Origin of the sequence: Ruminococcus sp. (genome assembly GCF_024691275.1) — a bacterium.
In the GTDB taxonomy this organism is placed as follows: Bacteria; Bacillota; Clostridia; order Oscillospirales; family Ruminococcaceae; genus Ruminococcus.
In genome coordinates, this window is record NZ_JAILNU010000088.1 from 24,641 (window position 1) to 37,823 (window position 13,183).

At 44.6% G+C, this 13,183-nt stretch carries 13 protein-coding genes and 1 riboswitch; of the genes, 2 read left to right on the forward strand and 11 right to left on the reverse strand.

Annotated elements, in window-relative coordinates; genetic code table 11:
- Window positions 1-57: 57 nt before the first annotated feature.
- Window positions 58-1,341 carry an FUSC family protein gene (locus tag K6G33_RS10815; RefSeq protein ID WP_296779299.1) on the reverse strand — a complete coding sequence of 428 codons (1,284 nt, stop codon included), beginning with the start codon at window positions 1,339-1,341 and terminating at the stop codon, window positions 58-60.
- Between the two features lie 202 nt (window positions 1,342-1,543).
- On the opposite strand from K6G33_RS10815, the gene K6G33_RS10820 reads away from it, so the two are divergent.
- Window positions 1,544-3,466, forward strand: a complete 1,923-nt coding sequence (locus K6G33_RS10820; protein ID WP_296779300.1) for an NAD(+) synthase — start codon at window positions 1,544-1,546, stop codon at window positions 3,464-3,466.
- A 64-nt stretch (window positions 3,467-3,530) separates the two neighbouring features.
- Here the strand turns inward: K6G33_RS10820 and K6G33_RS10825 are convergent, their stop codons facing one another.
- The 9 genes from K6G33_RS10825 to K6G33_RS10865 all read right to left on the reverse strand — a co-directional run bounded on the left by K6G33_RS10825 (window position 3,531) and on the right by K6G33_RS10865 (window position 10,888).
- A complete protein-coding gene (locus K6G33_RS10825; RefSeq protein ID WP_296779303.1) occupies window positions 3,531-5,171 on the reverse strand; it encodes a hypothetical protein in 1,641 nt (546 codons plus the stop codon).
- A 16-nt stretch (window positions 5,172-5,187) separates the two neighbouring features.
- A complete protein-coding gene (locus K6G33_RS10830) occupies window positions 5,188-5,844 on the reverse strand; it encodes an HAD family hydrolase (RefSeq protein ID WP_296779304.1) in 657 nt (218 codons plus the stop codon).
- Entirely contained in the window at window positions 5,844-6,311 is a 468-nt protein-coding gene (gene ribE, locus K6G33_RS10835; RefSeq protein ID WP_173449940.1) for a 6,7-dimethyl-8-ribityllumazine synthase, read from the reverse strand. Before ribE ends, K6G33_RS10830 begins: the two co-directional genes overlap by 1 nt.
- 21 nt (window positions 6,312-6,332) lie before the next feature.
- Window positions 6,333-6,851 carry a hypothetical protein gene (locus K6G33_RS10840; protein WP_296779305.1) on the reverse strand — a complete coding sequence of 173 codons (519 nt, stop codon included), beginning with the start codon at window positions 6,849-6,851 and terminating at the stop codon, window positions 6,333-6,335.
- A 15-nt stretch (window positions 6,852-6,866) separates the two neighbouring features.
- On the reverse strand, window positions 6,867-7,355 hold the full coding sequence (locus K6G33_RS10845) for a hypothetical protein (RefSeq protein WP_296779308.1): 489 nt from the start codon (window positions 7,353-7,355) through the stop codon (window positions 6,867-6,869).
- Between the two features lie 11 nt (window positions 7,356-7,366).
- Window positions 7,367-8,566, reverse strand: a complete 1,200-nt coding sequence (locus K6G33_RS10850; RefSeq protein WP_296779309.1) for a bifunctional 3,4-dihydroxy-2-butanone-4-phosphate synthase/GTP cyclohydrolase II — start codon at window positions 8,564-8,566, stop codon at window positions 7,367-7,369.
- A 159-nt stretch (window positions 8,567-8,725) separates the two neighbouring features.
- Window positions 8,726-9,370, reverse strand: a complete 645-nt coding sequence (locus K6G33_RS10855) for a riboflavin synthase (RefSeq protein ID WP_296779311.1) — start codon at window positions 9,368-9,370, stop codon at window positions 8,726-8,728.
- The gene (ribD, locus tag K6G33_RS10860; protein ID WP_296779314.1) at window positions 9,355-10,461 is read right to left on the reverse strand and encodes a bifunctional diaminohydroxyphosphoribosylaminopyrimidine deaminase/5-amino-6-(5-phosphoribosylamino)uracil reductase RibD; all 1,107 of its coding nucleotides are present in this window, start codon (window positions 10,459-10,461) and stop codon (window positions 9,355-9,357) included. Before ribD ends, K6G33_RS10855 begins: the two co-directional genes overlap by 16 nt.
- Before the next feature lie 31 nt (window positions 10,462-10,492).
- Window positions 10,493-10,888 (reverse strand): DUF3021 family protein, encoded by a 396-nt coding sequence (locus tag K6G33_RS10865; protein WP_296779317.1) that lies wholly within the window; start codon window positions 10,886-10,888, stop codon window positions 10,493-10,495.
- 78 nt (window positions 10,889-10,966) lie between these two features.
- Window positions 10,967-11,081: riboswitch (FMN riboswitch) on the reverse strand.
- Window positions 11,082-11,304: 223 nt separating this feature from the next.
- Between K6G33_RS10865 and K6G33_RS10870 the strand changes: the two genes are divergently transcribed.
- Window positions 11,305-12,135, forward strand: coding sequence for an Mrp/NBP35 family ATP-binding protein (locus K6G33_RS10870; protein WP_296779320.1), 831 nt, complete (start codon window positions 11,305-11,307; stop codon window positions 12,133-12,135).
- Between the two features lie 136 nt (window positions 12,136-12,271).
- On the opposite strand, the gene K6G33_RS10875 is transcribed toward K6G33_RS10870, so the two are convergent.
- Window positions 12,272-13,135, reverse strand: a complete 864-nt coding sequence (locus K6G33_RS10875; protein ID WP_296779323.1) for a hypothetical protein — start codon at window positions 13,133-13,135, stop codon at window positions 12,272-12,274.
- Between the last annotated feature and the right edge of the window lie 48 nt (window positions 13,136-13,183).

Consider the following 13,183-nt stretch of genomic DNA (forward strand, 5'->3'; position numbering starts at 1 on the left):
ACTCTTATGATATCATATATCAAAACGCTTGTCAAGAGTCTGACAATATTTTTTGTTTTACTCTTTGAAATCGCGCCCGTTGATCCTGCATATTTTCTTCAGTTTCTTCACAGTTCCGTTGCCGCCGCCGTTGTTGATATAGATGTCGTACTGTCCTTCGATACTTCCGAAAGTAACAGCTTCATCGACTTTTGCGTACTCCTTTAATTTTACCATCATATTCTGCTTTGAAGCCAGCGGTGAAAAGACTTTAAGGTACAGGAAACCGTCAAATTCCGACATGGAAATGCTTATCCTAATCTGTTCACCGAGCTGCTCCCTCAGTCTTTTTTCAAGCATGGCTGTGCTTGAACTGTCAGCGAGTACAGTTATATACAGCACACGTTCTTTACTGTCTGTTCTGCGGAATAAAGAGCTGATATAGTTTCTGTACGCTGAATGACGGTATGACTCAAAGAGCTCCTTTTCAGCCTGATTGCGAAAATCTCCGTAATATATCAGCAGCGTTGTATCGAGCATTACGTTCACGAAGCAGTGCAGCCCACATTCTCCGATGATCCTTTCCGCTTCATACGATACATCAGGCGGCAGATATATCATTTCGAGGTACTGCTTTCCTTTTGTATCATACAGCGCAGCTCCGTCCATAACGATAACAGGAAGCTGAAGCTCCACGCCTTTCATGATGTTCATGAGCACAGCGGGAGTATGGGTAGTTGAGATAGTAAATTTAACGCCGCGGCGAATGAGCCTGTTAAGTTCCACTTTGCTGTAATCGGAAGACGAGCCTGACGAAACGAGTACATCGTCGATGCCGCTGACATAGAGGGTATCTGTATCATGCTTTATTGGCAGACGGAAATCGTTGACTGTAACACCGATGATAATGCCGATAAAAGTGTCGATCACTCTGTTAAGAACAAACAGGTATGGATCGTTGTCGAATGAATGGGTCAGAGCAATGCTCAGGAATACCACACATGAGAAAAACGAAGCATTGCGCTTGTTGAATACTACCGTTGTGTAAATAACGGGAATAATAACTGCACTTGCCGAAATATAGAATATCATCGGCACGGAAATGTTGATAAGGCGAAAAATCAGCAGGAATACGAGACCGTATGCAGCACCGATAAGCGTTCCGACAGAGCGCTGTACAGCATTGTTTTTTGTAGTATCGTCATAAGGCTGCATACACCAGAGAGCAGCAAGAGCTCCGTAAAAGGGAATACCGTTCTCAATAGGCAGAAGAGTCCTCAGAAAGTATACGGTCATACATATCCCGACTGCGATTGAAGATTTGATGATTCTTGCCCCTATGGGCGGAAATATAAGTTTCAAGTTTCTCACTCCATGAAAAAAGCGCTTCTCATTTTCGAGAAGCGCCGTTGCTGTTTACCTGCATTATATCATGTGAAGTCTGATTTGTCAAGTAGCTGAACGGCACTTGACAAAATGACCTTACAGGTATATAATTATTATGTTAAAGGTTAAGCAAGGGAGCTGATTTTCAGCTCCCTTTTGTCTTTTTAGGAGGTAAATTATGAAAGATGGTTTCGTAAAGATAGCCTGTGCAACGCCTGATGTAAGAGTTGCCGACTGCGAATATAATGCAGAGAGAATAATAGAACTCATATCCGAAGCTCACGGAAAAGGTGTAAAAATAGTCTGTTTCCCCGAGCTGTCCATAACTGGCTATACCTGTGGGGATCTGTTTTTGCAGGACGCTCTTTTAACTTCGGCGAAAAAGCAGATAGCACGAATAATCAAGGAAACCGCACATCTTGACATTGTTTCTATCGTAGGTGCTCCGATAGCAGTCTGCGGAAAGCTGTACAACTGTGCTGTTGTGATAAGCGGAGGAAGGGCAGTCGGTGCGGCTGCAAAGAAGAATATACCGAATTACAGTGAATTTTATGAAGTGCGACACTTCACAGCAGCCGACGAGAGTTTATGTGCGGATATACAGCTTGATGATGAGTATTCCGTTCATCTCGAAAATGTTGTATTCACTTGCAGGGAACTGCCCGAACTTAGCTTCGGAGTTGAGATATGCGAAGATATGTGGGTAAGCTCTCCGCCGTCGGAACAGCTTGCAAGGTCAGGAGCAGTCATCATATTCAATCTTTCCGCGAGCGATGAGGTGATAGGAAAGGCAGACTACCGCAGAACGCTTATAAAAGCAAGATCTGGAGCACTTGCCTGTACATATGTTTACACGGATTCGGGTATTGGAGAATCTACCCAGGATATGGTGTTTGCAGGTCACGATATAATTGCGGAGAACGGCTCTGTAATAGCGGAGTCAAAGCCTTTTTCAAAGGGACTTTCCATTGCGGATACGGATATAAAGAAGCTTGCATATGAACGAAGAAGAATGAATACGTTCACAGCTTCACCGAGCATGAAAACAGCATATTTCAGCCTTGATATCGCTGAAACGCCTCTTGAGAGATACTTTGCGAAAACGCCTTTCGTGCCGACAGATAAAAAGCTTCTCGACAGCAGATGTGAGGAGATACTCACTATGCAGGCTGTGGGATTAATGACAAGGCTGCGTCATATCGGCTGCAAAAATGCGGTCATAGGGCTTTCGGGCGGACTTGATTCAACACTTGCCCTCATAGTAGCTGTCCATGCTTTTGATATGCTCGGACTTGACAGAAGCGGTATCCATACAATAACTATGCCCTGTTTCGGAACAACAGGCAGGACTTACAATAATGCCTGTACTCTTGCCGAAGCTTATGGAACTGCACTGACTGAAATAGATATCCGCAGCAGTGTTTTTCAGCATTTTGCAGATATATTCCAATCGCCTGATGTACATGATGTCACATATGAGAACTCGCAGGCAAGAGAGCGTACACAGATACTTATGGACAAGGCAAATCAGCTCGGAGGAATAGTTATCGGTACAGGCGACCTTTCCGAGCTTGCACTCGGCTGGGCAACATACAACGGAGATCATATGTCAATGTATGCGGTAAACTCATCAATACCTAAGACACTTGTGCGCTGGCTGGTGAGCTATGAAGCCGAAGCTTCGGACGGAAAGCTGAAAAGAGCTCTTCTGGATATACTTGATACTCCCGTAAGTCCTGAGCTTCTGCCGCCTGAAAGCAACGGGACTATCTCGCAAAAAACCGAGGACATTGTGGGACCCTATGAGCTGCATGATTTTTTCATGTATTATATGCTGAGATACGGATATACGCCTTCAAAGATCTTCCGCATAGCCTGTATAGCATTTGCAGGGGAATACACAGGCGAATTGATAATGAAATGGCTCAGAACGTTCTACCGCCGATTCTTCTCGCAGCAGTTCAAGCGCTCGTGCCTGCCTGACGGACCCAAGGTCGGAACAGTAACACTGTCTCCGCGCGGTGACTGGCGTATGCCGAGCGATGCCTGTGCAAATATCTGGCTTAAAGAACTTGAAGAAATCAATGCAGATAACCGCTGACAGGTATTGTTTCATGCTGAATAAATAGAAAATGGCTGAGCAGTATAAAATGCTCAGCCATTTTTCAATTATATTCTGCGTCGATCCTCATAACAAGATCGGCAAGCTCTGTGATGAATTCTTCGGTCATAACGTCTTTGAAACCTGCTTCATGTAAAGCAGAACGGAAAGATGAATCGAAGGTATGACAAGAAACATCGGCGATATTCTTATACCTTTCGAGAGCTTTTTCGGGAGCATTGAAAACGTCATCATACATCTCCAGAGCTGCGAGCGCGGAAACACCGCAGCTTATGCAGTAACCTGGTTTTTCCAGATAAGAGCTGATATTGCTTAGGCGATAGGTGTAGTCGTAATCTGAAAAGAGCTCATTGAAACGTTCGACCGCTTCCTCGGGAGTTATATCTTTTGAATCAATAGCAACACTGTATTCAAATTCGCCGATAAGGAAGCCTGATATGACAGAGTCAAGAAGCTCCTTTACAGTGCGAAGCTTTTCAAACTTGCTCATATCTTCGTAGATATCGTCGTAGAACTGCAAGAACAGCATCTGCATACCTGCTGAATGAAGCTGAGCGATATCAATGTTATTCTCGTATAAGAAAACAGGAGTATCATCTTCGAGTTCAGCGTTGAAATGACCGAACTGGCGTATAGCATCGGGAAGCAGATCGGTTCTGTTGTACGGATCGCCGATAAATATCCTTGCACTGTGCTGTGAAGGCATGATATCTGTGAACGACAGATCAGCAGCATCGGTATCATTGCAGATAGTGAAAAGCTCCTGATCTATGAGCTTTTGGGCATTTTCGGCAAATGGCGAAGAAAGCTTCCGAGCATACCTGTTTATGATATCGAATGGGTCATGAGTAATGCTTTCGATGTTGTTCTGATGTTCGTAAGATGTGAGGTAGGTAAGAGTAAGCTCATCGTAAGCAGGGAGAAGGATATTTTTTATGGCTTTGTTGAGTCTGATGATATCCTCGCCTGTATAGTCCCTGTTGTACTGAGTATATAAGTTGAATTTATGCTCCTTCAGGTTTGATATAAGAGTTTCGGCATATTCAAGGTCGGATTCATGACTGCCGTTTTTGGCAGATAGCTTTTGATGCTTATTAAGATAGAGGTTATAAGGATGCTCATCTAAATAGAACTCGCCACGGATTCTTATATCAACAGGAAGTGAATCGTCGTCTTCGAACTTTTGTACCATATCCTTGGTGAGATAGTCCTTGAAGAGTTCCTTGTAAGGGCTGTTGTAACCGCAGAATATGATGTATTCGGTCAGAAGATGCGAAAGCAGCATATCATTATATGCTTTTTCGGAGATATTGCTTGCAGCGTTGTCATTACAGTGTGAATAAAAGCTTATCTCGGCGAGGGTATTTGAGTCGCAAAGTTTATCCGAATAGTACAGCATATCCTTGAAGCCCAATTCTATCTCTTTACTGATATTTTCGTCGTACACATCGGATTCAAGTTTCTGAAAAATACCTGTTGCAGCATCTTCGACATCGGCAAGTCTTACCTGAGGTGTATACAGCTTATCTTTGCTGTTTTTGTCGGGAGCGTAGGATTGTCCAATGGCAAATTCCCGTTCCTTGTCACGGGAACGGGACTGACGCTTATGTGATAAACTGCACGAGCAGTATGAAGAAGTAAAAAACAGTGCAATTATTAGCGCAGAGATGCGTGATGCTTTCATATCTGCTCCTTTCGTATCATGATCTTAGTTTTTCAACGGCATCGGGAATATCCTGAATACTGTTAACGATGATATCAGCTTTTGAAAGCTCATCAGCCGAGCCGAAACCGTAACCGCAGCCAATAGACGGCAGCCCGTTTTGTACAGCTGTCTCGATGTCGTGGAAGCGGTCGCCGATGACTATGAAATCTCCCTCATGGTCGGGAGCTATTTTGCGGAATATTTCATACTTGGGTATGAAATCAAAGGCTTCGCAGCAGTAGAAATAGTCAAAATAGCGATCCAGCTTGAAAACGCGCTTGTGTTTTTCAAGGTAGTGGAAGCGGCAGTTGCTGAGGAATATCAGCGTATATCCGCGTTTTTTGAGTTCCGACAGCATAGCCTCAGCTCCGTCGTAGAGAGCACCTTCACCGTTGTCTACACGGCGAGCCATATCGTTGCCGAGCATCACTCTTGCTTTTTCGCGTATCTCAGGGTCAAGCTCAGGGTGGAACTGTCCCCACATATCCGTGGAGTTGAAGCCCAGCCAGCGGCTTATCTCATTGTCTGTGTACTCTTTGTCAGCTATGTAGCCGTTATCGGAGAGCCACTTCATAGTATCGCGGAAAGCAGGAGCGTATGTCAGCATGGAGTTGTGTATAGTTCCGTCGTAATCGAAGATAAGATTAGTCATTAGGACTCGATCTCTCTTATGAGGTTTATCATTTCGATAGCGCCCTCAGCACATTCGCTGCCCTTATTGCCTGCCTTTGAGCCTGCGCGTTCAATAGCCTGCTCGATGTTCTCGGTAGTGATAACGCCGAACATTACAGGGATACCTGTCTGAAGCGAAACCTGAGCGATACCCTTTGCAGCTTCATTGCATACAAGGTCATAGTGGGAGGTGCTTCCCCTGATGATAGCGCCGAGGCAGATAACAGCGTCGTATTTGCCTGAGTTAGCCATTTTTGAGGCAATGAGCGGGATCTCGAACGCACCTGGTACCCAAGCGATGTCAATAGCTCCCTCGCTTACATCGTGACGCTTGAGAGTATCAACAGCACCGCCGAGGAGCTTTGATGTGATAAACTCGTTGAAACGAGCAACGACGATTCCTATTCTTGTGTCCTTTGAGACAAGTTTTCCTTCATAAGTTTTCATAAATGATCTTCCTTTCAGATATTATATACCTTTATTGAGCTTGTAGTTGTCTTTCAGCAGTTTAACAAGCTCATCGTTTTTTTCAATTATAGTGAACTCTTTTGGCATGATGGCGTTGTTGAACCACAGCTTCAGAGTATCTCCTGATACTTTATACATGACTTTTTTCTTCTTGCGGGCAAGACCGAAATTATCAGGGAAGTACACCCTCTGTGAAGTTATGTATGCGAACTTGCCTATGAAGAAATCGAGCGCGAGAAGTATAGTTATCAGTATAAGTCCGATGAAGAGCAGACCATAGTTTATCATGTGGTATCTGTCGTTCATTGCTCTTGCGCCGTTCCATTCAAGGAATCCGACTACCAGCCAAACTGTCCAGCAGCAAGTCCACCACACAGCGTTCTTTTTAAGTCGTCTTTTCAGTTTTATCGCGGTTTTCTTTTCCTTTATGCGCCTGAGGAAAATGAAATAGCCGATGATGCCGAATACGAATACAGCACCTATGATACTCAGTACGCATATTGAAACGATTCTCATCATAATATGTGTGCTCCTTTATTTTGTGAGTGGATTTTCATAGTCGTGTTTGCTGTACCAGTCAGCGAGCATTTTTACAGTTTTCATATTTTTTATGCCGAGATGAAATACAGCAGGTCTGCTTGCACCGTTGCGGTAGATCTTTACGCAGTCTCCCATTTTATCCTTTGAGAATTCATAGCTGTATTCCTCACGCGGGATAAGTTTGCTTTTTAACGGTCCCGCACTTACTATGCCCTCAGGTGTTAAAGGTACGCAGAGACATAAAACAGAGAGGAGCATTATCACGGTCATAAGTATCCAGGGTACTGAGAAATCCTTATTGAATATAGCAAGGATTATTTCAACTATTATGGCTATGAAATATATAAGCAGGGTAGGAAGGTTAATGACTATTGCCGCTTCCTTGTGTCTGAGTATACCGCGGAGCAGGTTTATACAGCACAGTGATTCGATCATAACTCCGACAGAACACGCAATTGTAGCAAAATACCACCATATACTCATTTTAAATCACCTCAATAATCCAGGATATGTCCCATCTTGTCGCGCTTTGTCTTGAGATAGAACAGATCGTATGCGGTAGCGTCCACCTGTATCGGTACACGTTCCTTTATCTCCAGTCCGAAGCCGCTGAGACCGTATACCTTGTCAGGATTATTGGTCAGCAGACGGAGTGTCTTGCAGCCTAAGTCGCGGAGGATCTGTGCGCCGATGTAGTATTCGCGGAGATCTCCGGGGAAGCCGAGGGCAATGTTTGCTTCAAGAGTGTCCATACCTTTGTCCTGCAATTCATATGCGCGGAGCTTATTGATAAGACCGATGCCGCGTCCTTCCTGTCTCATATAGAGGAGTATGCCGCGTCCTTCCTTTTCGATTTGAGTCATAGCAGCAGCGAACTGCTGTCCGCAGTCGCATTTCAGCGAGCCGAAAGCGTCACCTGTGAGACACTCAGAGTGTACACGGCAGAGTATATCCTGTCCGTCGCCGATATCGCCTTTTACAAGAGCCACATGATGCTCGCCGTTGAGCTTGTTTACGTAGCCGAGAGCACGGAATTCGCCGTATTTTGTGGGGAGCTTTGTGTTTGCCACGCACTCGACCAGTACATCATGCACCTTTCTGTACTCCTTCAGAGCCTTTATGGTGATGAACTTCATGCCCCATTCCTTTGCTTTTTTCTGTAATTCTTCGGCTCTCATCATAGTGCCGTCATCGCGCATTATCTCGCAGCATAGACCGCATTCCTCAAGACCTGCGAGGCGCATAAGATCAACTGTAGCTTCTGTGTGTCCCTCACGTTCGAGAACGCCGTTTTTCTTGGCAGTAAGCGGGAACATATGACCGGGACGGCGGAAGTCCTCGGGCTTTGAGTCAGGTGAAACGCACATACGCGCTGTCAGACCTCTCTCCTCGGCAGATATGCCTGTAGTAGTGCTAACATGGTCAATGGACACAGTGAAAGCAGTGCAGTGGTTATCTGTGTTGTAGTCCACCATCTGCGGCAGATGCAGTCTGTCGCATAGCGCAGAACTCATTGGCATACAGATCAGACCCTTTGCATGAACTGCCATGAAGTTGACATTTTCTGTTGTTGCAAACTGTGCGGCACAGATCATATCGCCTTCATTTTCTCTGTCCTCGTCATCTGTAACGAGGATAATTTCGCCGTTTCGGAGAGCCTCGCAGGCTTCTTCTACAGTGTTGTACTGGAACATTAAGATTACTCCTTCTCTATGTTTATTTTACCTTTTGTATTGAAAAGCTGATATCGCAGGCTTCTGCGATGTGCCATCAGGATTTTCTTCTTTGGTCTCGTATGTGAGCTCATCATACTGGCTTGAACAGTCTGTCATGAGAATAATATCGTCTTCTCATCAAAAGCCGTTCTTCGCAAGAAATTCCATGGTAATTCCGCTTGCTTTCGGAGTTTCCGCAGGCTTCATGAGCTTTTCCACGTACTTGCCTATGATATCATTTTCAAGATTTACGATATCTCCTGCCTTTTTAGTGCCGAGAACTGTCTGAGCGGCAGTGTGCGGGATAACAGACACGCTGAAGGAAGTGTCTGTGACCGCTGCGACCGTGAGGCTGATACCGTCAATGGCAACGGAGCCTTTTTCAACGATATACCTCAGTATCTCGTGAGCTGCGGTGATAGTATACCATACAGCGATACCGTCGCCTTTTATTTCAGATATGGTACCTGTACCGTCGATATGTCCTGAGACTATATGTCCGCCGAAGCGGCCGTTTGCAGCCATAGCACGTTCGAGATCGACCTTGCTGCCCGACCTGAGCTGTCCCAGTGACGAGCGGCTGAGGGTCTCGTTCATGACATCTGCGCGAAAATGGGAGCTGCTGAGCTGCGTGACCGTCAGGCAAACTCCGTTAACAGCGATACTGTCGCCGAGGTGAGTTCCTTCCAGCACTTTTTTTGCTTCTATCTCAATGAATGAGGAGCTGCCGCTTCGCTGTACAGTTTTTACAGTTCCGACTTCCTCGATTATTCCCGTGAACATTTTTTCACCCGACTTTCTATCATTATATCATTTCCGATATTTACAATTCGGCTGTTTTCAAGCATGAATGCATTATCAGGTGCAGGTACGCCGAAGCCTGAGACAGGAGTTTTGCCGCTTCCGCCGAAGAGCTTGGGAGCGATATATGCCTGAACCTTTGACACTATGCCTGCGTTCAGCGCAGACCAGTTCATTTCGCCGCCGCCTTCAAGGAGTACACTGTCGACCTTTTCACTGCCGAGTGTCTTCATGAGTTCATATAAGTCCACATGATCGTCCTTGGGAGAGGTCTTTATTATACGGCAGCCTTCTGCTTCGTACAGAGAAATTCTTTCAATGTCATCGGATATGGTGGCGATAACTGTGGGGACTTCATTTGCGGTCTTAATGATATTGCTGCAAAGAGGAGTTCTCAGGGAGCTGTCACATATTATGCGCAGAGGGCCATGACCGTTTTCAAGACGGCAGGTGAGCAGAGGATCATCTGCAAGTACAGTTCCCACACCGACCATTATAGCACTGTGGCGAAGGCGCTCCTTCTGGACATGAGCGCGGGAAGTTTCTCCCGTTATCCATTTGGAATTGCCGGTATAGCAGGCTATTTTGCCGTCCATGGTCATAGCGTACTTCATTGTCACAAATGGCATACCCGTAGTTATGAAGTGAAAAAAAATCTCGTTGAGCTCGTCACATTCCGCGCGGAGTATCCCTTCGGTTACTTCGATGTCATGATCGCGGAGTATCTGAGTGCCCTTGCCTGCAACAAGCGGGTTTGGATCGGAAGAGCCTATGAAGACGCGCTTTATTCCGTGAGCGATAACAGCTTCGGTGCATGGAGGCTGTTTGCCGTAATGACAGCATGGTTCAAGAGTGACATACATATCAGCTCCTGTGCAGTCGATACTGTTAGCATCGCAGTATGCAAATGCGGAGCGCTCGGCATGGAGGTCTCCGTATTTTTTGTGGTAGCCTTTTCCTATTATCTCGCCGTTACGGACGATAACAGCTCCTACCATAGGATTTGGCGATGTGAAGCCCATACCTTTTTTTGCAAGATCAAGTGCTTCACGCATATATTCTTCGTGAGTCATAGCAGCTCCTTATAGTAAGTGGAAGATACATTTATTCGTCTTTGCTTTCGGTCTTGATTTTAAAACTGAGATCGCCGAAATGCTTCATGTAAAGAAAAAGCAGTATGTATATCGCAATAAATATCGGAAGAGTGATGATCAAAAGCTTCTTGAAATGCAGACTGCCGTTTTTAAAGAATGAATAACCTGTTCTCACAGCGAGAGTGATGGCAAAGCAGGTGATAAAATGAAGCGGGATACGGAATATCTGCTTAATTTTTTCCATGTCAAAAATAGAAAAGGAAAGACCGTAAAGGATAGAAGCTCCGAGCCATATGAGCACGGATATGATCGTCTTATTGAAGCCGTTGTCGATTATAATCATCGGAACGAATATCAGTGTGCCGAGACCGACAGTGAGAAATATATTTCGGAAAGTCTTTTTCATATTAACCTCCAAGAAAACAAAATAGAAAAAGCCCCTGTAAATGGGGCTTGAAGTTTTATATACTGCACTTGCTGTGCGGTTTATCTTCTTTCATCCGGACTTTACCGTCGGCTTCGGAATCTCACCGAATCAACCCATAAGGCTCGCAGGCTATACTGCCGGTAGGGAATCACACCCTGCCCCGAAGATAATAAGTGGATATTTAATTATTTTTCATTAGGATATGTCGGGAGCGGAGGCACTCCGCCTGCCGGTAGGGGATCACACCCTGCCCGAAGATTTATTTTCTAAGAGCTTAGCTAAGTTCTTAGCTCTAAATAATTATATCACTGTGTTATACATTTGTCAATATGCTATTGACTAAACATAAAAAAAAGGGTATAATAATTGTATTATATCATAAGGAGTGTTTATTAATGAGTGAATGTACGCATGACTGCTCAAGCTGCGGAAGCGATTGCAGCAGCAGACAGGAACCACAGAGCCTGCTCGAAAAGCCGAACGCGATGAGCAATATTGGCAAGGTAATAGGCGTTGTCAGCGGCAAGGGCGGTGTTGGTAAGACCCTTGTTTCTTCACTGCTCGCCGTTTCTATGCAGAGACTCGGCAAAAATGTTGGTATCATGGACGCTGATATCACAGGTCCTTCCATACCAAAGGCTTTTGGTATCCATCAGAAGGCAGATGCCTGCGAGTTTGGCATTATTCCTGTAAAGAGCAAGCTTGGAACCGATATCATGTCTATAAATCTTCTTCTCGAGAACGAGTCCGACCCTGTTGTATGGAGAGGTCCTGTTATCGCAGGAGTTGTTAAGCAGTTCTGGACTGATGTTATCTGGAAGGACATCGACTGTCTCGTAGTTGATATGCCTCCTGGAACAGGTGATGTTCCGCTGACTGTATTCCAGTCACTTCCTGTTGACGGTATCGTTATCGTAACATCTCCGCAGGAGCTTGTTTCTATGATAGTTGAGAAGGCTGTAAAAATGGCAAAGCTCATGAATATCCCGATACTCGGTATCATCGAGAATATGAGCTACTTCGAGTGTCCTGACTGCGGCAAGCGTCACAGCATCTACGGCGAGAGCCATATTGAGGAGATAGCTGCACAGTACGATATCCCAGTACTTGCAAAGCTTCCTATTGATCCACAGCTTGCAAAGCTCTGCGATCAGGGAACTATCGAGTTGTTTGAGGGCGAGTGGCTCACAGAAGCAGCCGAGAAGATAGTTTCAATGGAAAAGTGAATCAAATGTAGGGAGCGCCGCCCTCGGCGTTCCTATTAGTAGCAGGGGCGCACATTGTGCGCCCTTTTTCTTTGAAAATGAATATATAAAGAAAAACCCGCATCACTGGTGATTCAGTGATGCGGGAAGATTGTTTTTATTTTTGAAAAGATTGGATTAGGTCTTTTAGCTCCTCAAGAACTTTATACGTGAAGTGAACTTGTCCGTATTCCTTTTGTACGTAAGAATCATGCTGTAGTGGATTACAATGATTCTTAGCAGCAAATAATTTATCAACAAATTCCAAAGGAAGCAACTTATAGTCCTTGCATACATTGATATTGTCATCAAGTTCTTTTCTTAAGGAATAACTTCCTTTCCAATGAATGATGACGCACTTAACACCTTTTTCTAAACCTATGCGAATATCATGAAGCGCATATCCAAATTCGTCACATTTCATTTGATGGTGAGCTTTCTTTAATAATTCATCGATTTCCTTTGTCTTATTATTATAAAAATCAACTGTCATTTCGCCACGATCTAAGCCTTCTTCATTATATCCAGATCTATAATATCCGTCGGAATCTTTTCCAGATCGATCGTAGCCATCCTTAAACCCTCGCTTGTTATACCCTTCTCGGTCATATCCTTCTCGGTTATACCCTTCTCGGTCATATCCTTCTCGGTCATATCCTTCTCGGTTATACCCTTCTCGGTTATACCCTTCTTGGTTATATCCTTCTCGGTCATACCCTTCTCGGTCATATCCTTCTCGGTTATACCCTTCTTGGTTATATCCTTCTCGGTTATATCCTTCACGATCAAATCCATCTTGATTAAAACCTTGTTTGTCATAACCTTTTTTATCGTATCCATCGCGATTAAAACCTTGTTTGTCATAACCAGATTTATTGTAACCGTCTTTATCATATATAAGATTATTATACACATAGTTACAACCGGTTGCAAATACTCCGACAGCCGAGATAATACCACCAAATAAAAACTTTTTATTCATATAATCCCTCCATTTCAGTTAACATAAAATTATGCTCTCAACGTGTTC

Excerpts from the sequence above, each read along its gene's own strand:
- K6G33_RS10820 (WP_296779300.1), top strand. The coding sequence starts at position 1,544 with ATGAAAGATGGTTTCGTAAAGATAGCCTGTGCAACGCCTGATGTAAGA.
- K6G33_RS10825 (WP_296779303.1), bottom strand. The coding sequence starts at position 5,171 with ATGAAAGCATCACGCATCTCTGCGCTAATAATTGCACTGTTTTTTACT.
- K6G33_RS10830 (WP_296779304.1), bottom strand. The coding sequence starts at position 5,844 with ATGACTAATCTTATCTTCGATTACGACGGAACTATACACAACTCCATG.
- ribE (WP_173449940.1), bottom strand. The coding sequence starts at position 6,311 with ATGAAAACTTATGAAGGAAAACTTGTCTCAAAGGACACAAGAATAGGA.
- K6G33_RS10840 (WP_296779305.1), bottom strand. The coding sequence starts at position 6,851 with ATGATGAGAATCGTTTCAATATGCGTACTGAGTATCATAGGTGCTGTA.
- K6G33_RS10845 (WP_296779308.1), bottom strand. The coding sequence starts at position 7,355 with ATGAGTATATGGTGGTATTTTGCTACAATTGCGTGTTCTGTCGGAGTT.
- K6G33_RS10850 (WP_296779309.1), bottom strand. The coding sequence starts at position 8,566 with ATGTTCCAGTACAACACTGTAGAAGAAGCCTGCGAGGCTCTCCGAAAC.
- K6G33_RS10855 (WP_296779311.1), bottom strand. The coding sequence starts at position 9,370 with ATGTTCACGGGAATAATCGAGGAAGTCGGAACTGTAAAAACTGTACAG.
- ribD (WP_296779314.1), bottom strand. The coding sequence starts at position 10,461 with ATGACTCACGAAGAATATATGCGTGAAGCACTTGATCTTGCAAAAAAA.
- K6G33_RS10865 (WP_296779317.1), bottom strand. The coding sequence starts at position 10,888 with ATGAAAAAGACTTTCCGAAATATATTTCTCACTGTCGGTCTCGGCACA.
- K6G33_RS10870 (WP_296779320.1), top strand. The coding sequence starts at position 11,305 with ATGAGTGAATGTACGCATGACTGCTCAAGCTGCGGAAGCGATTGCAGC.
- K6G33_RS10875 (WP_296779323.1), bottom strand. The coding sequence starts at position 13,135 with ATGAATAAAAAGTTTTTATTTGGTGGTATTATCTCGGCTGTCGGAGTA.